The sequence below is a fragment of the Myxococcus sp. CA005 genome, from assembly GCF_006518205.1.
Classification (GTDB): domain Bacteria; phylum Myxococcota; class Myxococcia; order Myxococcales; family Myxococcaceae; genus Myxococcus; species Myxococcus xanthus.
The window spans coordinates 13932-35945 of sequence record NZ_SRLV01000071.1 but is presented as its reverse complement, the minus strand read 5'-3'; the positions used below and the strand labels follow the sequence as shown (position 1 = coordinate 35945).

Genomic DNA, 22014 nt, shown 5'->3' with positions numbered 1-22014 from the left:
CACCGTGGCCCCGGTCCGGAAAATCCTCATCGCCGACCCTGACCTCGAGTCGGTGCGCTCGCTGTCGCGGGCGCTGCGCACCAAGGGCTATCAGGTGCACTACGCGCCGGATGGCTCGCGGGCCCTGGAGGTGGCCGTGCTGCGCCACCCGGACCTCACGCTGTTCGACGAGGCCTGCCGGCTGCTGGACGCGCGCACCTTCATCCAGATTCTGCGCACCAACCCGCGCACCGAGGACATCCCGGTGGTGCTCACCACCGCGAGCTTCGAGTCGGACCGGCTGCGCGGCCTGCGGGACGGCTATCTGCGCAAGCCCTTCAACCTGGACGAGGTGCTCAGCCGCATCGAGCACATCTTCCGGCGCAGCGAGGCGGCCAAGGACCTCAAGAGCGAGCAGCAGGAAATCGAAGGCTCGCTCAGCCAGCTCAGCATCCCGGACCTGATGCAGTTGTTGGGCATGAACCGGCGCAGCGGCCGGCTGACGCTGGAGCGCGGCAACGACCGGGGCGAGATTTCCGTCGTCGAAGGCCGCCCGGTGAATGCGAAGCTGGGGCGCGTGGAAGGGGAGAAGGCCCTGTTCCGCCTGCTGGCGTGGGTGGACGGGACGTTCACCTTCTCGCCCGGAGGCAACACGGCACGGCCGCGCATCAACCGCGGCATGGATGACGCGCTGCTGGAGGGCATGCGTCAGTCGGACGAGGTGAACCGGCTGATGCCCGGCCTGCCGCCGCGCCACACGCGGCTGATGCTGGCGCCGGACGCGGACCTGCAAGGAGACCAGCATCCGGTGACGCAGCAGGTGGTGGACCTGCTTCGCCAGCCACGCGCCCTGGGCGAGGTGCTGGACCTGGCGCCGGCCACCGACCTGGAGGTGCTCAACGTCCTCACCACGCTCATGCAGCGGGGCGTGGCGAGAGCCGCGGACGGGGACGGCGTGGAGGCTGCGTCCGGCGAGCTGCTGGGCGCGGCGGAGGTGCACGCGCTGCGCGGCCGGATTCTCCGCACGCGAGCGCCCGCGAAGGTGGCCACCGCGAAAATCTTCGTGTGCGGCAGTGGCGCGAGCGCGGCCCGGCGGGTCCTCTCCCGCATGCCCGGCATGGAAGCGCTGTCGGCCGAGCCCACCGCGGTGAAGAGTGGTTTCGGCACGCTGGGGCGCCTGGTGCTCAGCGAGGTGCTGCGCCTGGACTTCTGCGTGCTGCCTCCCGCGGAGGCGGCGCGGCCGCTGTGGCGTCCCTTCACGGCGGGCGCCATGGGCGCGCTGCTGATGGATGTGGCCGAGCCCTCCGTGCGGCTCGCGCACTACCTGGCCTGGGAGGTCCGGATGCCGGTGGTGGTGGTGGGCGCGGAGGTCCCCGCGGCGTTGCAGGGGGCTCCCGCGGGAGCCCTGGGCGCGACGGATGACCTGGCGGACGCGCTGCGCTCACTGTTGGTCCAGGCGCTCAATCCCGCGCCCACGCTGCCCGGCGTGCCCCAGGTGCAGCGGGCCGCCGCGTCCATCGTGTAGGGCGAGGCCGCTTCACAGCCGCGCGAGAATCTCCGCCTTCTTCTGCGCGTATTCGTCCTGCGTGATGAGCTCGTTGTCGAGCATCGACTGGAGGTCCTTCAAGGCCTTCACCGGGTCCGGAGCCGCCAGGGTCCTGACCTCGGTGAAGCCAGTGGCCGCCGCGACGAGGGCCTGGATGCTCTGGGGACGCTGCTGATCGACGGGCCCCAGGACGACGAACCGCTGAGGGTCGTTCGGGTCGATCTTCACCTTGAGGCGCACGCCGGGCTCCAGGATGAAGGCCTTCCAATCATGCGCCCGGCTGCGGTGCTGCCGCCTGTACGTGGGGAGGCCCGGCACCTTGAACTCCAGCAGGAAGTCGTAGACGTAACTCCTGTTGATCTGCATCGACGTGCGGTCCATCCGGAGGATGGTGGCCTCGCCAGCGGTCCCGTGCTCGCGGAGGCGCTGCGTCTGCGCGTGCGAATAGAAGAAGTACCCCGCAGCGCCGAGGCCGACGAGCGAGAAGAGCAGGAAGGGCAACATCGCCAGGACCGCGGTCAGCACCCATCACCTCGATGCGCGTTCTCAGATACGCGCGAGAATCTGCGCCTTCTTCACCTCGAACTCTTCCGGGGTGATGAGCCCCTTGTCCATCAGCGACTGAAGGTCCTGCATCGCCTTCACCGGGTCCCCCGCGGAAGGCATGCCCTGGAGCACGAAGGCCCCGACAGGCGCCGTCATGGCCGCGCCGACGATGGCGACCTTGCTCGGTTCGGCCCGGTCGACCTTGACGTTCAGGCGCATCCCCACGCCCAGCGACCCGACGCTCTGGTGTGGACCCAGCCGCTTCCTCACTCGCGCCTGATACGACGCGCGTCCCCTCTGACGGACCTCCAGGAGCAGTTCGAAGACGGGACGGCGGTTGACGCGCAAGCCCGTGTCCCTCAGCTCGAGCACCGTGGCCTCGGCGTCCTCGCCATGCTTGAGCACATCTCGCTCCACCATCGCGTCACGGGTGAAGCTCCCGATGACCCAGGTGGCATAGAGAAAGATGGCGCCGAAGAGGAGGGTGACGAAAACCTCGGTCGGAGTGACGGGGAGCAGGGCGTCCATCTGGCGGAAACCCTACCATTCTCCCGCGACGCGCTGGCCGGGGCCGTCGGCCGTCATCCCAGCAGCCAGCGCATGGCCTCCGGCAGCCGCCGTTGCAAGTCCCGCGCGTGGTCCGCGTAGCCCAGTCCAGGGCCCCTTGCGGGCGCGCTACGTGCGTTCGATGTATGGCTTCAGTGTTTCAATGACGAAGCGCACGGAGTGCTCGGCCCGGGCCGCCACGTTGCTTCGGGGCTCGTCCCACGGTGGTTGGCGCACCAAGTATCGAAGAGCGCGGACTCGGACTGTATGGAGAGGACAGGAAAGGACCTGTCAGGTGAGGCGTCATACGTACCGGGTGTGTAGATGCGGACAGTGCGTGTGCGCCCCTCAGGCGGGGACGCGAAGTCTCGGAGGATGTGGACGTATCCCAGGAGGTCCGGAGGTTGGAGGCAGCGGATGCGGATAGGTCGCGGCCCCGGCACCGACCACTTCGCCCAACTCACGGGATTCTCACGTCGTTTCCTCGGTGGATGAAGCCAGCGCTCGGGCTTCTGGAAGTGTAGGCTCAGCGGGTATCCCAGGACTCACACGAATACCCATGCAGCAGAAACTCGCCGCAGACATGTCGACCACCGCGGGCCGCGCACAGGCCGGGCAGAGCCCGGTGGCGCTCTCCGTGCCTGCCTTGACGATTGTGTCCCATCCCCAGCCGCAGCGCATTGGCGAGCGGCTATTGCTGGAGGTGCTCGCGTCCCAGGGGCGCACAGCGGCCCTGTCTCGCAACGCGCCGGACTTCTCCCGGCCCGGGGGGCTCATGGCCCTCCCGCTGGGAGACCCATTCCTCAGCCGCAAGCCGGTGGAGTTCGAGCCCGGCCCACGAGGCGGCCTCCGGATGTTGGTGCCGGAGGACGGCACCCAGGTGCGCGTGGCGAACGAGCCCGTCGTGGGCGGCCGGGAGTTCTCTCGCGAGGAGCTGTCCGATGGAGTGCCGCTGGTGCTGGCCGACCGCGTGGTGCTGTTGCTCCACCTGGCCTCGTCCTTCCGCCAGCCGGGCGTGTTGGACCTGGGCATCGTTGGCCACGGTGAGGGCATCCACCGCGTGCGCGAGGACATCATCCGGGTGGCCGACCTCGCCGTGCCGGTGCTCATCCGCGGCGAGACGGGCACGGGCAAGGAGCTGGTGGCGCGCGCCATCCACACCAGTGGTCCCCGCCGCGCCGGTCCCTTCGTCAGCGTCAACCTGGGAGCGCTCGCCAAGGAGCTGGTTGCCGCGGAGCTCTTTGGCGCGCAGCGCGGGGCCTATACGGGCGCCAGCCGCGACCGGGAAGGCTTCTTCCGCGCGGCCGAGGGCGGGACGCTCTTCCTCGATGAGGTTGGCGAGGCGCCGCCCGAGGTGCAGGCCGCGCTGCTTCGCGTGCTGGAGACAGGCGAAATCTATCCGGTGGGCGGCCATACGCCGGTGCCTGTCGACGTCCGGCTGGTCTCCGCCACGGACGCGCATCTGGAGGCCCGCATCCAGGAGCGCACCTTCAAGGCCCCGCTGCTGCACCGGCTGGCCGGCTTTGAAATCCTGGTGCCTCCGCTGCGTGAGCGCCGCGAGGACGTGGGCCTGCTCTTCCTCCACTTCTCTCGCCAGGAGCTGGAGGCCATGGGGGAGGGCGGTCAACTGACGACTTCGGACCCGCGCGCCGAGCCCTGGCTGCCCGCGGCCCTGGCCGTCCAGTTGGTGCGCCACGCGTGGTCCGGCAACATCCGCCAGTTGCGCAACGTCACCCGTCAGCTCGTCATCGGCAGCCGGGGCACGCCGGGGCTGCGCGCCGATGCACGGCTGGAGCAGGTGCTGGACGCGGACGCGCAGCCAGTCCCCGGGCGTCCGTTGACCGTGCGCACGGGTGAGGAGGCGGGCGATGGCGCGAAGGCACCGCGGCGAAAGCCCGCGGACGTGGGCGAGCAGGAGTTGCTGGAGGCCCTTCGCGCCAGCTCCTGGGACCTCAAGGCCACCGCGGACTGGCTGGGCATTCCCCGGCCGTCCGTCTACGTCCTCATCGACAAGAGCTCGCTCCTGCGCACCGCGCGCGATTTGAGCCCCGAGGAAATCACGCGCTGCTTCCACGAGTGCGAGGGCGACCTCGACCGGATGGTGCAGCGGCTGGAGGTCTCCAAGCGCGCGCTCCAGCGGCGGGTCCGGGAGCTGGGCCTCAGTGGTGGGTAGTGTTGGCTGACGCGTCAACCCGGACCTGGTGGGTTCGGTTGACGCGTCCATTTGCCTTTCAGGGGCGGCGCGGGTGTCGATTGTCGAGGGGGGCCTCGCGCCATTCCTGACTGGTACGGTGTCTGCAACTCACAGCCCGCAGCAATCCTTCTCATTGCCCCATTGGGGGCACGGGAGCCGCGCCCATGACCGTTGTCACCGTCACCATCATGAAGTCGGGGAATCTGGTCTACGAGCCCAACAACAAGGTCCGGCGTGGGCAACCCGTCCGCTTCGTGCTCGACCAAATCAACGGCCCTTTGTGGGCGAAGGTGAATCCGCCCGCGTGCCTGGTCGCAACGAATCCCGTCACCTTGGACCGGACCTCCGCGGCGCCCCCCATCTACGAGGACCCGGTCTCCGAATCGGCCGCGTTCATGACGTATGGGTTCACCGTGGAGGTCCCTCCCGTGCCGGAGAAGCCGCACCTCGGAGGCGAGGCGGAGACGAAGAACGGCAACCTGGACGTGACGACGGATCCGCCGGAGCTCTGAGCCGCCCTGACGTGTCAGGCCAGACCTTATGGGTGGGGTGACGCGTCCAGATTCCGCTGAGGGCGTGCTGCGGTTGTGAGTCATTGAGGACGCCGTGAACCAGACCCATCTGGTATGGTGCATGCAGGTCACAACCGGCAGCAGTTCATCACACGCCCCAGTGGGGCACAGGAGCCACGGCCCATGGCCATCATCACTGTTCTCATCAACAAGTCCGGGAACCTGAGCTACATCCCCAACAACAAGGTCCGGCACGGAGACACGGTCCGCTTCTCCATTGAAATGATTGGCGCCGCATCGGACGTGACGGTGAATCCCCCCGCGTGCCTGGATTCGACGGCGTCGTTCAACTTGAACAACACCTCTCTGGCCGCAGCCCAGCGCGAGGACCCCGTTTCCGACGGGGCCGCGGTCGGCTCGTACCCGTTCACGGTGGTGACTGGCGGCTCCCCCGAGGCGCGCAGCCACGGGCTCGAGTTGGAGACGAAGAACGGCAACCTGGACGTGACGACGGACCCGCCCAAGGAGTACTGAGCCACGTCAGGGCGTAGGAGGGCCGGCCAGCGGCTCGCGAGCCGCGCCGAGCCGGCCTCTCCATTCGGATTCCAGGTGAGGGTTGCGGGCCAGTGCTTGCCGCAACACCTCCTGGCCCTCGATGCGCCAGGCCTGCCGTTGCTCCGAGGAGGCGCGCGTCTCCGCCAGGGCGAGCAGCCCGCCGCCACGAAGCGCCTGGGCCCGCGCCCACCTGGGCCGGTCCGCCAGGACTTCCGCCACGAGCGCGAGCCCCTGGTTCAGCAGCGGCGCGGCGTCCTCGTTCCGCTGCTGACGCCACGCGGCCCAGGCGAGCTGGAATCGCGCGGTGGCCAGCCGGTAGTCATGCCGGCGGGGCTCCAGCGACAGGGCTTGCTGGAAGGCCTGCGACGCGAGCTCGAAGTCCGATTCCTGAGCGGCGCCCCGGTGCGCCAGCCAGCGGGCCTTGAGCGCGCGGGCCTCGCCCATATTGCGCCACGTGTGGCCCTGGCGGGGATTCAGCGTGGTGGCCCGCGCGAGGGACTCCTCGGCCTTCGCCAGCTCCGCCCGTGGGTCGCCGCCGGTCTCCAAGCTCCACGTCGCCAGCAGTGTCTGCACGCGGCCGAGGTTGGCCCAGAGGTCGGCGTCCTGGGGCTGGAGTGAGAGTGCCTGACGGTAGGCTTCCACGGCGGCGCGGCCACTCGGCCCTGGATTCTCCCTGCGCGCGGACTGGAAGGTGGCGCTCAGGGTCCACACCTCGCCCAGGTTGTTGTGGGCGTACACCTGTCTGGGCGCCAGCGTCCGGGCTTCCTCGAAGGCCGCCTGCGCCTGCTGGAGCAGGGGCTCGGGGTCGCCGCCTTCCTCCCAGCGTTGCTCGGCCTGCCACAGCAGCGCCGCGCCCAGCCCGTTGTGGAGCGGGGGGAGCTTTGCGTTGATTCCCAGCCCCTGCCGGAACAGGGCCAGCGCCTGCTCCAGGTCCGCCTCGAAGGGCTCGCCGTGGCTCCAGCGCCAGCGCGCCAACTGCTCGGAAATTTCCGCGCCGCGGAAGCTGGCCACGACGTTGCCGGGATTGAGCGCCAGTGCCTTCGCCAGTGCGTCACGAGCCCGCGTCAAATCTCCCGCGGCGTCGGTGGCGCGTGGATTCGAAGCGCGGCGGCGCAGGGCGTTGCCCAGGTTGATCCACGCGTCGGCCTGGTTCTCCCGCACGCGGATGGCCTCCAGGTACGCGTCAATCGCCTTGCCCTGGTGCTCCAGCGGGTCCACGCCGCGCTCGGCTTCCGCGTCCGCCCACACCTGATAGGTCAGACCCAGGTTGGCGTGGAAGGCATAGTCGCGCTCCTCGGGGCGCAGGCGCTCGAAGGCCTCGATGGACAGGCGGAGCTGCTCGCTCGGGTCCTGCCCACGCTCCTGGCGGTAGCGGGCCCACAGCCGGTGGGTGATGGCGAGCTCCAGCGCGACACGGTCGCTGGGCGGCGCCAGGGCCAGGGCCTCGCGCGCGGCGTGGATGGACTTCTCCAGCAGCGGCTCGGCGTCCTCGCGTCCCTGGCTGGTGCGCTGCTCGGCGAGACGGCGGTGCAGGCGGGAGAGGACGACCAGCGAGCGGTGGTGATCCGGCGCGGTGGTGAGCGCGCGGGTCGCCGCTTCCACGCCGCGCTCATAGTGAGGCAGCACGTTGCCTTCGCCGTACAGTTCCATCACCAGCGCGGCCAGCTCCAGGCGCGCCAGGACGTAGTGGCCCATGGGTTGGCTCTCCGCGGTGGCGACGGCGGAGGCATAGGCGCGGCGGCCCGCGTCCAGGTCCTCCTGCGAGCCGGCCTTGTCGCCCTGGTGCCAGCGCTGCGTGGCCCGCGCCAGCAGCACGTCGCCTTGCAGCAGAGGCGCTTCGTAGAACCAGGGCTGCGCGCGGCCCATGGCTTCCAGGTGGGTCAGGGCCTCTTCGTGGCGGCCCTCGTAGAAGGCGAACAGCGCCTTCACATACAGCGGTGGGACAGGGACGTCGGGGCCTTCGGCCTGGCGCAGGTAGGCCAGGGCCGGGTCCCGGTAGTTCTGCTCCAGCTCCTTGCGGCGGACCTCGCGCTGCTCCGGGCTGCGGCGCTCCACGTCCAGCAGCAGCCGCTCCTGGTAGAGGTCTCCCAGCACCTGCGCCAACGCCCAGGCCACCCGGGGCTCGCGGTAGCCCTGGGCCCACGCGGCCTCCAGGCGCTTGCGCGCGGAGTCCCGCTCATCCAACACGAGCAACGCGCGGCCCAGGGCGTACTGGCCGGGGCCCAGTGCGTGAGGGCCCGCCTCGCGCACCTCGGCCTCCAGCGCGTCCATGCTGGCGCGCAGCTCGCGCCGGTCTTCACGGGTGTCGTGCAGGCGGGACAGGGCGGAGTAGCGCGCGGAGGCCTCGATGCGCTCCACCCGTTCGGTGAAGCGGCGCGTGAGGCGTTCGCGCTCGGCCACCTCGCCGCGGGCGATGCCCGCCTGGATGAGCGCCAGCAACACCATCGTCAGGGCCGCGGAGCCCAGCGTCAGCGCCACCCGGTGCTTGCGGGCCTTGCGGCGCAGGCGGTAGCCCAGTCCCTGTCGCGCGAGGACGGGCTCTCCTTCGAGGAACCGCTCCAGGTCCTCCGCCAGCGCCCGCGCCGAGTCGTAGCGGGCGGGCCGTTGCTTCTCCAGGCACTTGAGGACGATGGCTTCCAGGTCCGATGGAATGTCGGCATCGAGCGCGCGCGGCGGCGCCGGCTCTTCGTGCTGGAGCCGGGTGATGACCTCCGCCTCGGTGGCGCCGGTGAAGGGCGGCCGGCCGGTGAGGAGCGAATAGAGCGTGGCGCCCAGCGCGTAGATGTCCGCGCGCCGGTCCAGACGTGACACCTCACCGCGCGCCTGCTCCGGGGCCATGTAATGCGGGGTGCCCTGCACGGCGTTGGGCGCGGCGCCTTCCTCGCGCCAGTCACGCGCCAGACCGAAGTCCATGACGAAGGGGGCCAGCCCGCCGTCCTCGGTGCGCTCCACCAGGATGTTGCCGGGTTTGATGTCGCGGTGGATGAGGCCCGCGCCATGGGCGGCGTGCACGCCCTCGGCGGCCTGGCGCAGCACCAGCACCTTCTGCTCCAGCGTGAGCGAGCGCGCCAACTGTCCCAGCGACTGGCCGTCCACGAAGCGCATGGCGATGTAGCCCCGGCCGCGCACCTCGCCGACCTCGTACACCTCGCACACCCGCTCGTGTCGGACGCGGGCCTGCGCGCGGGCCTCGGAGAGGAAGCGCCGGGCCAGCTCCGGGTCGTCCCCGCGCACGAACTTCAGCGCCACGTTGCGGCGGAGCATGGGGTCATACGCCAGGAACACCCGGCCCATTCCACCCTGGCCCAGGAAGCGCACGGGCTGGTAGCGGTCCCAGTCCGGCACCGGGAAGGTGGGGCCGTCCGGCTCCACGGCGGGGGGCGGGGACACGCCCGGGGTGACGGGCGTCAGGGTGGCGGCCTCGAGCGGCCGGCCAACGCTCGGGTCCGTGCTCTCGGAGGCGAGCTCGCCACGAAGCGCCACCAGGGAGTCCTCGGACAGCCGGCCTCGCTCCCGCAGCAGCTCCAGGGGGCCACGCCGCAGGCGGAGCGCGTCCTCACGCAGGAGCGCCACCTCCTCGCCGGAGAGCAGTCCTTCGTCCATCGCGAGGAGGAGCTCCTCCTCGTACGTCTCATTCAATCGCCCCGCCACGTGCACGGCCCCAGCATACGGGCTGGCGCGTGGCGGGGGGAAAATCCGCCGGGAGGCCCACGAGGCCGGCGGAGTTGGCCTCAGAGGGAGGTGTGGACCTCCCGGCGGAAAGGTGTAGCGGTCAGCCCTTAGCCGCGCTTCCTCCGGCGGAGGCCGAGCAGGCCCAGGAGCGCCAGCCAGGACGCGGCGGGCGCCGTGCTGCAGCCGCCACCGGCGAAGGCCCGGGTGAGCTCCACCGTCCACGAGTACGCCGCGGGGGTGCTGTCCACGTTGCCCGCGCGGTCCGTGGCCCGCACGCGCAGGGTGTGCTGACCCTCGCCCACGTCATAGCTGTCCCGGCAGGGCTCGAAGGGGCCCCCGTTCAAGCTGCACTCGTAGGTGACGTCCTCCTCGGAGGCGCCGTACTCGAAGGTCGCCGTCCGGTTGCCGCCGCGCGAGGGCGGCGTGCGCGAGATGCGCGTGTCGGGCTCCTGGGTGTCGATGATGAACTCGCTGGGCGCGGAGGGCTCGCTGGTGCGGCCCTCGCTGTCGGTGGCGGTGGCCGTCACCGTGTGCGGGCCATCCTCCAGCGGCTGGGCCGGCGTGCAGGTCCACGCGCCCACGTCGTTGGTGGTGGTGGTGCAGAGCACCGTGTCGCCCTCGTACACCGTCACCACCGTGCCCGGAGCCGACGTGCCGCTCAGGGGCGGCGTCGACGTGTTGAGCACCGCGCCGTCGGCGGGCCCGGTGATGACCGGCGGCTCCGTCGCGGTCAGGGTGATGGTGAAGGTGACGGGCGTGGAGGTGGGGCCGGGGTTGCCGCCCGGAGGCGTGGCGGTGGCCGTCACCGTGTGCGGGCCTTCGGCCATGGGCGTGGTGGGCGTGCAGCTCTAGTTGCCCGCCGCATCGGCCGTGGTGGTGCAGAGGGCGGTTCCGCCCTCGTACACCGTCACCTCGTCACCCGGGGTCGCCGTGCCGCTCAGCACGGGCGTCTGCGTGTCCAGCACGGCGCCCGGCGTGGGGCCGGTGATGACCGGAGGCGCCGGCGGCGAGTAGTCGACGATGAAGTCCACCGTCGTGGAGGTCTGCGGCGCGCCCGGGAAGGTGGAGGTGATGACGGCGGTGTGCGGCCCTTCCTCCAGGTCCGTCGGCAGCGTGCAGCTCCAGTTCCCCTCCGCGTCGGCGACGACCGTGCACACCGGCGCGGGGTTGCCGTCCAGGTACACGTCCACGGTGGCGCCCGGCGTGGCGGTGCCCTCGAGTTCCTCGCCGGCGGTGCCGCCCGGCGTCGGAGACGTGACGACAGGGGCCGTCTGGCAGATGGACAGCGCGTCCACGCGGTAGGTCACCGCCGTGTCGGAGTTGTTGGCCAGGTTGCAGTCGGTGTCGACCAGCGCGATGCGCACGTCACCCGTGGCCGCCGTGAAGTCGCGGGACAGGGGGAAGCCCAGGGGCATGGCCTCGGCGCGCGTGGCCGAGCCCGGACCGCTGCGGGGCGTGTAGCCCAGCGAGAAGCCCTGCACCTGCGTGCCCGCGTTGGCGCTGACGCCGATGACGCCGGGGTACCAGTTGACGCCACCCGAGTAGCTCACCGCGCCGGACACGTACCGGATGCGGTAGCGGCCCGGCACGTCCAGCCCGGCCTGGATGGCCGCGTCGGGCAGCACGGGGGCGTCGATGTCCGACACCTGCGTGCAGTTCGCGTTGCCCTGGTGGGTGATGAACACGCTCACGTCCGCCGTCTGGCACGCGGCGCCGCTCTCCACGGTGCACGTGGCCGAGCAGCCGTCCCCGTTGGTGGTGTTGCCGTCATCGCAGGCCTCGCTGTCCGCCTTGATGCCGTCACCACACGTCACGGCGCACACCGACGGGATGCCGGTGCAGCCGAACCCGTCCTCGATGGCGCAGGTGGCCGAGCAGCCGTCGCCCGCCGTGGTGTCGCCGTCGTCGCAGAGCTCACCCTCGTCGAGGATGCCGTTGCCGCAGACGTTGGGGCTGATGCAGGTGTTGGTGTTGGGGTTGCAGATGCCGCTCTCGCAGACGCCGGACGCATTGCAGGGCTGGCCGTCCTCCAGGAGGCAGCGCGAGGAGCAGCCGTCGCCGTTGTTGAGGTTGCCGTCGTCACACACCTCGGCGCCCGCGCGGGTGCCGTCACCACAGGTGGTGGCGCAGGTGCTGGGCGCGCCGCTGCACGTATAGCCGTTCTCCACGCGGCAGCTGCCGCTGCAGCCGTCGCCCGCCGTGGTGTTGCCGTCGTCGCACTGCTCGCCGTTGTCCACCGTGCCGTTGCCGCAGGTGGGCACACAGGCCTCGCCCGGAGTGGGGCAGGCGTAGCCCGGCTCCAGGGTGCAGGTGGCGTCGCAGCCGTCACCCGCCGTGGTGTTGCCGTCATCACACGCCTCGGCGCCCGCGCGGGTGCCGTCGCCACAGGAGGTGGCGCAGGTGCTGGGCTCACCGCTGCACGTATAGCCCGGCTCCTCGCGGCAGCCCGTCGAGCAGCCGTCGCCCGCGGTGGTGTTGCCGTCATCGCACGCCTCGTTCTCTTCCAGGGCGCCGTTGCCACAGCTCTCGACACAGACGGAAGGACCGGTTTCGGGCGTGCTGCAGGCGTAGCCATCCTCCACGCGGCACTCGGTGCTGCAGCCGTCCGTCGGATTCAGGTTGCCGTCATCACACTGCTCGCCCGGGTCGACGTTGCCGTTGCCGCAGGTGAACACACAGGCCTGGCCCGGAGCGGGGCAGGCGTAGCCCAGCTCCAGGGTGCAGGCGTTGGAGCAGCCATCACCCAGGGTGGTGTTGCCGTCGTCGCACAGCTCACCCGCATCCATCCGGCCGTTGCCGCACAGGGGGGCGCAGGTGGACGGAGCGCCCTGGCACTCGTAGCCGCGCTCGATGCGGCACGCCGAGGAGCAACCGTCCGAGTCGTAGGCATTGCCGTCATCACACTGCTCGCCGGGGTTCAGCGTGCCGTTGCCGCAGGTGGGCACACAAGCCTCGCCCGGGGTGGGGCAGGCGTAGCCGGACTCCACGCGGCAGCTCGCGTTGCAGCCGTCGCCCGTCGTGGCGTTGCCGTCGTCGCACTGCTCGCCCGGGTTCAGCGTGCCGTTGCCACACGTCTGGGCGCAGGTGCTGGGCTGGCCGGTGCAGCCGTAGCCCGCCTCGATGCCGCAGGTGGCGGAGCAGCCGTCACCGTTGGTGACGTTGCCGTCGTCGCACTCCTCGCGCAGGGACACGGCGCCGTCGCCGCAGCGGTCGTCGTACGCGTCCACGAACAGGTAGCGGAAGGCGTTGGGCTCGCTTTCCGCGTTCTCGTTGCACAGCTCGATGCGGTTGAGGCCCGTGCGCCAGGGCGCGTTGGCGCCGAACTCGCGGAAGATGTTCTTCTGCCAGGGCATGCCCGCCGGCTGGTTGACGACGGTGGGCGTGAAGTTCTGCCCGTTCACCCGCGCGCTGGCGAAGTCGTTGTCGTTGAAGGTGGCCAGCCGCAGACGGAACTGCGAGACGTTGGTCGTCGAGGGCACCATGAAGTCCTGGTACACGCAGACGGGGGCGCCCAGCGGCGCCTCCATGAAGCGGGCCGTCTGGATTTCCTGGGGCCAGTCGCTGGCGGCCCGCGGACCGGTGGCCGCGCCCGTGGTGGTGCCGCTGTAGAACCAGTGCGGATCCGGGCCGACCTCCAGCCGGCGGTTGTTTTCGTCCACGCCGGTGTTGAAGACCGTCACGCCCGCGCGCACGCAGCGGCTGGGGCTGCCGGTGCAGGCGAAACCAGGCTCCACCTCGCACAGGCGGTTGCAGCCGTCGCCCTCGTAGCGGTTGCCGTCGTCGCAGACTTCCTGCGCGTAGGACGGGTGGGCGCGGTTGTTGAACACGCCGTTGCCGCACAGGGCCAGGTCACAGGTCGCCGTGCAGTTGGAGCCGGGGACGTTGCTGTCACAGGCCTCGCCGGAGTCGACGACGTTGTTGCCGCACAGGCTCGCCAGCGAGCAGGGGCGCCCGGGCACGTGGCACAGGTAGCCTTCTTCGATGGTGCCGGTGGCGGAACAGCCGTCGCCGCTGGTGGTGTTGCCGTCGTCACATTGCTCGCCGGGCTCGAGCTGGCCGTCTCCGACGAGGGAGGCGGTCCGGCTCACGAGCACGGGCTCGGTGGGGGGCACGGCTGTCCGGGCACCGCCCGAATCACAGCCGGTCAGGGATGAGAGCAGCGCGAGACAGAGCGCCGCCGTCTTGAAGAGGACACGCGTTTTCATGGGGATGTCTGCCTCGGTTCTCAGTGGGTGTCGGGAGAGGGTTCGCCCTGCTGCGTCTGCACGCCCTCTGCGTCGCCGACGATCTTGAACTCCACGCGGCGGTTCTTCGCGCGGCCCTGGGTGGTGTTGTTGTCCGCGATGGGCTGGGTGGGACCGAAGCCCTTGGCATCCAGGCGCTCCCGGGCCACGCCCTTGCTCACCAGGTAGCGAACGACGGCGTCGGCGCGGCGCTGGGACAGGTCCAGGTTGTAGTCAGGGTTGCCGCGGTTGTCGGTGTGGCCCTCGACACGCACCTTCTCCACTTCCGGGTGGGCGATGAGGATGTTGGCCACCGTGTCGAGCAGCTTGTTGCTGCGCGCGATGATGATGTCCTTGTTGTTCTCGAAGTAGACGGCCTCGAGCAGTTGGATGCGATTCTCGCCAATCTGCGCGAGCTGCTTCTCCTTGCAGCCGTGGTTCTTCGCCGGGCCAGGCTCGGTGGGGCAGTTGTCGAGCCGGTCGACGATGCCGTCACCGTCGGTGTCCTTGTCCGGGCAGCCGCGGTTCTCCTTGGGGCCGGCCTCGTTGGGGCAGCGGTCGGCGGTGTCGAGCACGCCGTCGTTGTCGTTGTCCGGGTCGGGGCAGCCGTCCTCGTCCTGGAAGCCGTCCTTGTCCTCGGCCTGGTCCGGGCACTGGTCCTTGGCGTCGGAGATGCCGTCCCCGTCCGTGTCCGGGTCATCCGGGCAGCCGTCCTGGTCCTCGAAGCCGTTGAAGTTCTCCGCCTCCTTCGGGCAGCGGTCCGCCAGGTTGGGCAGGCCGTCGCCGTCGTCGTCCCCGTCCGGGCAGCCATTCAGCTCCGACAGGCCCTCGACGGTGGGGCAGTGGTCGGCGGCGTTCTTGATGCCGTCACCGTCCAGGTCGAAGTCCGGACAGCGGGCGGGGTCATGCGGCTGACCCTCCACACATGCGTTGGGCGTGGAGGCGGGGGTGCCGAAGGTGAGGCCGGCGAGCACCCGGAACGATGGCGTGCCCGGCGTGCTGCCGAAGCCAGGGCCACCCATGGCGTAGACTTCCGTGCCCGCGGGCATGGGAACGCGCACGCCCAGCAGCACTTCCATCGACTCCGGCGCATCCGCGACGGGCAGGGTGCCGCGCACCACCAGCTCCTGGCGGAAGCCGAGCAGGCCGGCGGACAGGTTGACGCCGCCGTTCAGCTCCGTGCCCTGCTCGTCGAGGTGCGGCTGCGTGTTGGGGGACAGCGCATACGTCTTGGTCCGCACCAGCGCGCCCAGGTCGGCGCCCACGCGCCACGTGCCACCCAACTGCTTGCCCAGGCCGAGCCGAGGCGAGAAGACGAAGCCCTGGTCCCGGGTGAGCGTCTCCGTGCTGCCAATGGGCAGGGCCGCGCCGAGGTGCAGGCCCAAATCCATCAGCCCTCCGCGCTGCTCGGAGAGGATTCCCGCGCGCGCCTGGACCCACGGCGTGCCAAGCGCGCTCGTGGACGGCGTGGCGACGCCCAGCGCCGCGGTGTCCGGTCCCCACTGGGAAACGATGGGCACCTGCGCGCCGAGCTCCAACCAGTCGGTGATGGCATAGGCACCACTGAGGTGCACCGTCACGCGGTTGGAGACGATGACACCTTGTTGCTCTCCACCGGAGACGAGCACCAAGGGCTCCTTCTCATAGTGCCCGGTGAAGCCGAGGCGGTACTCGCCGCGGGACATGAGGTCGCCGGTGGACAACACCAGACTGTCGCGTGCACCGGGATTGAGTTGCAGCCGCTCCAGCTCGATGCCGGGAATGCGCTGCGCCTGGGCCTGAGCCGTGACCGCCCAGAGGACGGCCAGACCTCCAAGCCATGGGTGATACGGATGTGAAGACAAGAGTTCCTCCCCCTCGCGTGGCGCCGGAAAAGCGCACGCGGGCGTCCGCCATACTTGAGACGCGGAGTGTTTTGCACGCAACGCGCCACGTTTGTTGCGGGGGGGACCTCAGAGGTGTGTGAGAGGGACCTGTGAAGTGGGTTGGGTCCGGAGGGGGCGGTTGACGTGTCAGCGCCGTGTCGCGTCGCCGCCTGACGCGTCAATGACGTGTCAGGTGAGGTCCCGGCGCCGGATGTCGAAGGTGGGTGAGGGGCGACCCATATCTCGTGATGCGCCGCATCAGGTTGGGACAGGAACATTGCGGCGTTCCCAGGTTGTTGCCGCCATCGGGATTCAACCAAGATTCGAGGTCCTTGGGGACGCTGACGCTCAGCGCATCACCGCTCCTGTGGGAGCAGTTCCTCGTGGGGGCACTCGACGGGGAGGCCGGGTTGCGCCCGGAGTTGCGCTCCATCCTCCCCCGCTGGCAGCGCTCACGGTCGCTGGGCGCCCCGAGCACCGGACAGCCGGACGAAGGGCCCCGTGTGGGCAGCTTGGCGCTGGTCGAGCGCCGGGCCCGGCTGGAGCCGGTGTGGCACGAGCTGGGCGGCATGTTGGAGATGTTGTCGGCGGCGCCCCTGCCTTCGGGGCGGGTGGCGCTGCTCGCGGACCGCGAGGGCGTCATCCTGGCGACCCGCAGCTCGGGCGGGGACTTCACCCACCACGCGGATTATGTGCGCCTGGTGGAGGGGGCCTGCTGGGATGAGACCTCTCGCGGGACGAATGCCATTGGCACTGCCTTGGCGGAGTCCTCCGCCGTCGCGGTGGTGGGGCCGGCGCACTACGCGCAGCGGCACCATGGGCTCGTCTGCTACGCGGCGCCGGTCCATGACCCCTTTGGAGAGCTGGTGGCCGTGCTGGACGTCACGGGGCCGGCTGGCGCGGCGGATCCGCTGGTGCTGGTGGCGGTGGCCAGTGTGGCCCATGCCGCCGAGGCGCGGCTGCGCGAGGTCGCCTGGGCCCGAGTGGCCGCTGCGGCGCGGGGGGGATTGGAGTCGCGCCTGTCGCGTGAGGATGGCCCGGTGCTCGTCGTCGAGCCGATGGGGCGGGTGAGTCGCTTCAATGCCGCCGCGCGCGCGTTGCTCGGTGGACAGGGGCCGATGGCGGTGGAGGCGGCGCTCGGTGTTTCGTGGCGGGTGCTGACGGACGCCGCGTTTCGAGGCGCGGCGTTGGAGACGCGTCTTGCTTCACAGGGGCCGGCCTGGCGCATCCATGCGGAGGCGGTGGGGACGGGGGATGCGAGCTCGGCGCTCGCGGTGCTGGTGCGGCTGGAATCTTCTGGTGTCCGGTCCCTGGGCATGACCCCTGGGAGCGCGGATTCACGTCCGACGGTGGCGGAGCCTTCCACTGAGGGCCGTGGGCCTCGCGCGCTGTCCCGGGACCTGTGGGGGGCGGATACGGTGGTGCCACCTGGACCGTGGGCGGCGCTCAAGGGGAACGACCCGCAGCACCGCGCCACGTTGCGAGAAGCGGAGCGGTTCGCGCCCACGAGCTTGCCGGTGCTCCTGCTGTCGGAGACGGGCACGGGCAAGGAGCTCCTCGCTCGCGCACTGCACTCGGCCAGTACGGTCGCCACGGGGCCCTTCGTGGCGGTGAACTGCGGCGCGCTGTCGCCCGCGTTGCTGGAGAGTGAACTGTTCGGCCATGCGCCTGGTGCCTTCACCGGCGCGCGCGTCGGCGGCGCGGAGGGAAAGCTGGCGGCGGCGGACGGCGGAACGCTCTTCCTCGACGAGCTGGCGGAGATGCCGCCCGCGCTCCAGGTGTTGTTGCTTCGGGTGCTGGAGGACGGTGCCTATTCGCGCGTGGGAGAGTCCCGCGTGCGACGCTCGCGCTTCCGCCTGGTGGGCGCCACCTGCAGGGATTTGGACGCGGCCGTGCGCAACGGCACGTTCCGCTCCGACCTCTATTTCCGCCTCCAGGGCGCGGTGCTGCGGCTGCCACCGCTGCGCGAGCGCAACGACCTGCCGGAACTGGCCCATGCACTCCTCCGGAGGTTGTCGGAAGAAGAAGGCCTGGCCACGTCGAGCATCTCCGCCGCTGCGCTCACCCGGCTCGCAGCCCACCCCTGGCCCGGCAACGTGCGCGAACTGAAGACAGTGCTGCGGTTGGCGCTGGTGCGCGCGGGAGGCGCCCCCGTGTTGGACGTGGATGCCCTGCCGTCAGGCCTGGGAAGCCCGCTCTCGCCCGGGGCCCAAGGAGAACCACGGCCCGCCGTGCCGCCTGTTTCCAGTCCGCCGAGTCAACCGAGCGCGGGTGCCGCCGGCGGTCCGTTGCGCGAGCTGGAGGCCCGCGCCATCCAGGAGGCCCTGGCGCTCAGTGGCGGCAACGTGGCGCAGGCCGCCCGGCGTCTGGGCATCGCACGGAGCACGCTCTACCGGATGGCGGAGCGCTTCGGCATCACGCTGCCCTCGCGCGCCTGAACGTTCACTGGAGGACGGTGTCCATCGCGCGACGCACCTGTCGCGCTCCGCGCCATGCGTGTCCGGACAGGTGTCGCAGAGCGGGACACGACGCGCCGCAACGTCGACGGACGCGAGCACTGGCACGCGCGCTGCTCTGGGGGGCCCGGTCACCAAACCACCCCAGGAGAGCGCAGTGATCTACGCCGCCCCCAATCAGCCCGGCTCCAAGGTGCAGTTCAAGCCCCGCTACCAGAACTTCATTGGCGGGCGCTGGGTCGAACCCACGCGTGGTCAGTACTTCGAGAACATCAGCCCCGTGACGGGCAAGCCCTTCTGTGAAGTGGCCCGCTCCACGGCCGAGGACATCGAGAAGGCGCTGGATGCGGCCCACGCGGCCCGGCTCTCCTGGGGCCGCACCTCGCCGACCGCCCGAGCGAACATCCTCAACAAGATCGCCGACCGGATGGAGCAGAACCGGGAGATGCTCGCGGTCGCCGAGACGTGGGACAACGGCAAGCCCGTGCGTGAGACGCTGGCCGCGGACATCCCGCTGGCCATCGACCACTTCCGTTATTTCGCCGGGTGTATCCGCGCGCAGGAAGGCGGGGTGAGCGAGCTGGACCACGACACCGTCGCCTACCACTTCCATGAGCCGCTGGGCGTCGTGGGGCAGATCATCCCCTGGAACTTCCCGCTCCTGATGGCGGCCTGGAAGCTGGCCCCGGCGCTGGCGGCGGGCAACTGCGTGGTCCTCAAGCCCGCGGAGCAGACGCCCTCCAGCATCCTGCTGTGGACCGAGCTCATCCAGGACCTGCTGCCCGAAGGTGTGCTCAACGTCGTCAACGGCTTCGGCGTCGAGGCGGGCAAGCCGCTGGCCAGCAGCCCGCGCATCGCGAAGGTGGCCTTCACCGGCGAGACGAGCACGGGCCGGCTCATCATGCAGTACGCCAGTGAGAACCTCATCCCCGTCACGCTGGAACTGGGCGGCAAGAGCCCCAACATCTTCTTCGAGGATGTGATGGCGCAGGACGACGACTTCTTCGACAAGTCGTTGGAAGGCTTCGCCATGTTCGCGCTCAACCAGGGCGAGGTCTGCACCTGCCCGTCGCGCTCCCTCATCAGCGAGCGCATCTACAGCCAGTTCATGGAGAAGGCGCTCGACCGCGTCCGCAAGGTGAAGCCGGGCAACCCGCTGGACACCGACACCATGGTCGGCGCCCAGGCGTCCAACGACCAGTTGGAGAAGATCCTCAGCTACATCGACATCGGCAAGAAGGAGGGCGCCAAGGTCCTCATCGGCGGCGAGCGCGTGGCGCTGTCCGGGGACCTGAAGGACGGCTACTACGTGGCGCCCACCGTGTTCCAGGGCCACAACCGCATGCGCGTCTTCCAGGAGGAGATTTTCGGCCCCGTGGTGAGCGTGGCGACCTTCAAGGACTTCGACGACGCCATCCGCCAGGCCAACGACACACTGTACGGCCTGGGCGCCGGCGTGTGGACGCGTGACGGGAACACCGCCTACCGCGCGGGGCGCGCCATCGAGGCTGGCCGCGTGTGGACCAACTGCTACCACATCTACCCCGCGCACGCGGCGTTCGGCGGCTACAAGCAGTCCGGCATCGGGCGGGAGAACCACCGGAAGATGCTGGACCACTACCAGCAGACGAAGAACCTGCTGGTCAGCTACAGCCCCAAGGCCATGGGCTTCTTCTGATGGGTGGCGCCGGTGCCGGCCCCGGCACGGGCGGACAGGACGGCGCCACGGCGGTGGCCCGGGTGGACGTGACGCCCGAGGCCGCCGCCGTCATCCGCCAGCTCCGCGCCACGCACGGGCCCTTGATGTTCCATCAGTCGGGAGGCTGCTGCGACGGCAGCGCGCCCATGTGCTACCCCGTGGGGGACTTCCGCGTGGGCCAGCGAGACGTCTTCCTGGGCGAGGTGGAGGGCTGCCCCGTCTACATTGGCGGCGCGCAGTTCGAGTACTGGCAGCACACGCACCTCACCCTGGACGTGGTGAAGGGGCGGGGCGCCGGCTTCAGCCTGGAGTCCCCGCTGGGCGTTCGCTTCCTCACCCGCAGCCGCGTCTTCACGGACGAGGAATACGAACGGGTGAAGAACGCGCCTCCGCCCCGGCGTGGACCTCCGGAGTAGCCGTTCCGGCGTCAGCCCGTGGGGTGGGACGCCGGGTTTCTCCCTGGCCTTCAACCCCATGCCCTGCGCGGGGCAGGGGCCCAGACCGCGCGGCGCATCGCGGTCTGGGCTCCTCGCGCGAGCGCTGCTCAGGCGGGCGCGGAGCCGTTCCTCTCCACGCGGTGGTAGCTGGCCACGGTGAAGGACGCGCTGACGGTGAGGAGCTCGGGCAACACGTCCGCGCGCCGCCGCAGCTCCTCCGTGGATGCATGGAACGCGCTGGGCCCCATGGCCGCGATGTGGAACGCGTCGTCGCGCGTCAGCCGCAAGGTCAGCTCCAGCGCTTCCCGGACGCCTGGCTTGAACGTGGCCCGCAGCCGTGTGTGGAGCCGCTCCTCCTTTCGCGCGTCGACGCTCAGCAGCCCCATGGGTTGGATGAGCTGTGTCAGGTGCTGGTCCGTGGGTGTCACGATGAGCAGTGCGCCTCGGCGATTCAGGATGCGGTGGAGCTCTGTGACGTTGCGAGGAGCGAAGACGCTGAGCGCCAGTGCAACGCTGTGATTTCGGATGGGCAACGTCCGCTCGCCGTCCGCGATGAGGGCTCCCGCGCGGGCGTGGGCCCTAGCGGCCCGGCGGGCAGCGAAGCGGGAGATGTCGATGGCGAGCCCCGTCAGCGCCGGGCACCGGTCGAGGACACGGGCCAGGTAGTGCCCGGTACCCGCTCCCACATCGAGCACGCAGCCCTCTGTGGCATCGGCGCCGGTGAGCCGCGCGGCATGCTCCGCCAATAGCGCGGCCAACGGTTCGTAGTGGCCTCGCGCGAGGAATGTCTCTCGCGCGGCGACCATCGACTGGGTGTCGGCATTGCCCGGGGCCCGGTGGCCCGGCAGGAGGTTGACATAGCCCTGTCTGGCGACGTCGAAGCCATGGCGCGCCACACAGCGCAGCGCCGTTGCTTCCTGGCGAAGCGGTGACTGGCAGATGGGGCAGCAGAGCAGTGGAAGAAGGGGCGGCGGAAAGCGGGGCGAAGCGGGCGCTGACATGCGGAAAGGGCTCCAGAGGCTCGTGGCGGCGCATGGCCGGGAACGAGTCGCGGGAGGCCCTCAGGCGCGGGGTGTGTCAGGACCCTGGCATGAGCGCCCGGCAGCCCGCACGCGCGTGGACGCCGCGCACGCATGACGGAGGTTCGTCACGCACGCGGCGCACACCAGGCGAGGCCGTGGCTCAGGAACAGGAGCGCGGCACATCGCGCCCAGGCCTTCCGCGACGCGGAAAGCGGGCACGAAGGCAGCAAAGAGACCGGGGAGGCCCTACCAGGGCACACATCGCCTGGAACGGACGCAGTGCTGCGGCGTCCGAACAGCGCAAAGCAGTCCGCTTGCTGCCGCGCTCAGCCGCGCAGGCGGCGCAGGGACACGGGGGCCAGGTGCCGACAGGAGTCCATGGCGAGGAGCCTATGCCGCTTCGTCGAACACTTCCAGCGCGTCACGCACGCCGGGCAGCGCGGTGAGCAGCTCGAATTCGTCGGACTGGAGCATGGAGACGCGGCGGCCGGAGAGGCGCTCCATGAGGAGCTCGATGCGGTGTTCGCCCTTCCCAGTCGCGTGGCGGAAGATTCGCGCGCGAAAGCCCTCCGCGTGGCACGCGAGGATGTCCTTCTGGAGGCTGCGCAGCCGTCGGACGACCTTCAGCGCCGCTCGCCCCTCGGGGGTCTCGAACGTGTGGAAGTGCCGGTTCCGCGACAGCGGCTTGCTGGGGTCATGGAGCCTCTCCACGAGGCGCCGAACGAATGGGTCCATCGACGAAGGAGGATAACATCCGGTACC

Annotated in this window: 15 protein-coding genes; 7 read left to right on the top strand and 8 right to left on the bottom strand. The window is 70.4% G+C overall.

The genetic code is table 11. The features are described from left to right. The first annotated feature begins 4 nt into the window (after positions 1-4). Positions 5-1504 (top strand): DUF4388 domain-containing protein, encoded by a 1500-nt coding sequence (locus tag FMQ63_RS26730; protein WP_011555028.1) that lies wholly within the window; start codon positions 5-7, stop codon positions 1502-1504. Positions 1505-1516: 12 nt separating this feature from the next. Here FMQ63_RS26730 and FMQ63_RS26725 read toward each other — a convergent pair whose 3' ends face one another. Next, positions 1517-2050 carry a DUF3592 domain-containing protein gene (locus tag FMQ63_RS26725; protein ID WP_011555027.1) on the bottom strand — a complete coding sequence of 178 codons (534 nt, stop codon included), beginning with the start codon at positions 2048-2050 and terminating at the stop codon, positions 1517-1519. A 21-nt stretch (positions 2051-2071) separates the two neighbouring features. Then, a complete protein-coding gene (locus FMQ63_RS26720; RefSeq protein ID WP_011555026.1) occupies positions 2072-2599 on the bottom strand; it encodes an SHOCT domain-containing protein in 528 nt (175 codons plus the stop codon). A gap of 577 nt (positions 2600-3176) precedes the next feature. Here FMQ63_RS26720 and FMQ63_RS26715 point away from each other — a divergent pair. The 3 genes from FMQ63_RS26715 (at position 3177) to FMQ63_RS26705 (ending at position 5857) form a co-directional block, all read left to right on the top strand. Further along, positions 3177-4790 (top strand): sigma 54-interacting transcriptional regulator, encoded by a 1614-nt coding sequence (locus tag FMQ63_RS26715; RefSeq protein WP_020478701.1) that lies wholly within the window; start codon positions 3177-3179, stop codon positions 4788-4790. A 185-nt stretch (positions 4791-4975) separates the two neighbouring features. Further along, complete coding sequence (locus FMQ63_RS26710; protein ID WP_011555023.1) at positions 4976-5323, top strand: hypothetical protein; 348 nt, start codon at positions 4976-4978, stop codon at positions 5321-5323. Between the two features lie 114 nt (positions 5324-5437). Next, positions 5438-5857 carry a hypothetical protein gene (locus FMQ63_RS26705; RefSeq protein WP_011555022.1) on the top strand — a complete coding sequence of 140 codons (420 nt, stop codon included), beginning with the start codon at positions 5438-5440 and terminating at the stop codon, positions 5855-5857. Between the two features lie 6 nt (positions 5858-5863). On the opposite strand, the gene FMQ63_RS26700 is transcribed toward FMQ63_RS26705, so the two are convergent. The 4 genes from FMQ63_RS26700 to FMQ63_RS26685 all read right to left on the bottom strand — a co-directional run bounded on the left by FMQ63_RS26700 (position 5864) and on the right by FMQ63_RS26685 (position 15698). Continuing rightward, complete coding sequence (locus tag FMQ63_RS26700; RefSeq protein ID WP_011555021.1) at positions 5864-9535, bottom strand: serine/threonine-protein kinase; 3672 nt, start codon at positions 9533-9535, stop codon at positions 5864-5866. Positions 9536-9657: 122 nt separating this feature from the next. Next, on the bottom strand, positions 9658-10377 hold the full coding sequence (locus FMQ63_RS26695) for an Ig-like domain-containing protein (protein WP_011555020.1): 720 nt from the start codon (positions 10375-10377) through the stop codon (positions 9658-9660). 21 nt (positions 10378-10398) lie between these two features. Next, positions 10399-13755, bottom strand: a complete 3357-nt coding sequence (locus FMQ63_RS26690; protein WP_011555019.1) for a DUF4215 domain-containing protein — start codon at positions 13753-13755, stop codon at positions 10399-10401. A gap of 20 nt (positions 13756-13775) precedes the next feature. Continuing rightward, the gene (locus tag FMQ63_RS26685; protein WP_011555018.1) at positions 13776-15698 is read right to left on the bottom strand and encodes an OmpA family protein; all 1923 of its coding nucleotides are present in this window, start codon (positions 15696-15698) and stop codon (positions 13776-13778) included. Between the two features lie 272 nt (positions 15699-15970). Between FMQ63_RS26685 and FMQ63_RS26680 the strand changes: the two genes are divergently transcribed. The 3 genes from FMQ63_RS26680 to FMQ63_RS26670 all read left to right on the top strand — a co-directional run bounded on the left by FMQ63_RS26680 (position 15971) and on the right by FMQ63_RS26670 (position 20209). Continuing rightward, positions 15971-18076, top strand: coding sequence for a sigma-54-dependent Fis family transcriptional regulator (locus tag FMQ63_RS26680; protein WP_020478664.1), 2106 nt, complete (start codon positions 15971-15973; stop codon positions 18074-18076). A 175-nt stretch (positions 18077-18251) separates the two neighbouring features. After that, complete coding sequence (adh, locus tag FMQ63_RS26675) at positions 18252-19772, top strand: aldehyde dehydrogenase (protein WP_011555016.1); 1521 nt, start codon at positions 18252-18254, stop codon at positions 19770-19772. Then, positions 19772-20209, top strand: a complete 438-nt coding sequence (locus FMQ63_RS26670; protein ID WP_011555015.1) for a DUF779 domain-containing protein — start codon at positions 19772-19774, stop codon at positions 20207-20209. The genes adh and FMQ63_RS26670 overlap by 1 nt, the downstream gene beginning before the upstream one ends. 128 nt (positions 20210-20337) lie before the next feature. Here the strand turns inward: FMQ63_RS26670 and FMQ63_RS26665 are convergent, their stop codons facing one another. Together FMQ63_RS26665 and FMQ63_RS26660 are read right to left on the bottom strand one after the other, a co-directional pair. Then, complete coding sequence (locus FMQ63_RS26665; protein WP_011555014.1) at positions 20338-21231, bottom strand: putative RNA methyltransferase; 894 nt, start codon at positions 21229-21231, stop codon at positions 20338-20340. Between the two features lie 411 nt (positions 21232-21642). Further along, on the bottom strand, positions 21643-21987 hold the full coding sequence (locus FMQ63_RS26660) for a hypothetical protein (protein ID WP_011555013.1): 345 nt from the start codon (positions 21985-21987) through the stop codon (positions 21643-21645). Positions 21988-22014 lie beyond the last annotated feature (27 nt).

What these genes read in the sequence shown, in the direction of transcription:
- FMQ63_RS26720 (WP_011555026.1), bottom strand. Translation starts at nt 2,599, where the DNA reads ATGGACGCCCTGCTCCCCGTCACTCCGACCGAGGTTTTCGTCACCCTC.
- FMQ63_RS26715 (WP_020478701.1), top strand. Translation starts at nt 3,177, where the DNA reads ATGCAGCAGAAACTCGCCGCAGACATGTCGACCACCGCGGGCCGCGCA.
- FMQ63_RS26710 (WP_011555023.1), top strand. Translation starts at nt 4,976, where the DNA reads ATGACCGTTGTCACCGTCACCATCATGAAGTCGGGGAATCTGGTCTAC.
- FMQ63_RS26705 (WP_011555022.1), top strand. Translation starts at nt 5,438, where the DNA reads ATGGTGCATGCAGGTCACAACCGGCAGCAGTTCATCACACGCCCCAGT.
- FMQ63_RS26695 (WP_011555020.1), bottom strand. Translation starts at nt 10,377, where the DNA reads ATGGCCGAAGGCCCGCACACGGTGACGGCCACCGCCACGCCTCCGGGC.
- FMQ63_RS26690 (WP_011555019.1), bottom strand. Translation starts at nt 13,755, where the DNA reads ATGAAAACGCGTGTCCTCTTCAAGACGGCGGCGCTCTGTCTCGCGCTG.
- FMQ63_RS26670 (WP_011555015.1), top strand. Translation starts at nt 19,772, where the DNA reads ATGGGTGGCGCCGGTGCCGGCCCCGGCACGGGCGGACAGGACGGCGCC.
- FMQ63_RS26665 (WP_011555014.1), bottom strand. Translation starts at nt 21,231, where the DNA reads ATGTCAGCGCCCGCTTCGCCCCGCTTTCCGCCGCCCCTTCTTCCACTG.
- FMQ63_RS26660 (WP_011555013.1), bottom strand. Translation starts at nt 21,987, where the DNA reads ATGGACCCATTCGTTCGGCGCCTCGTGGAGAGGCTCCATGACCCCAGC.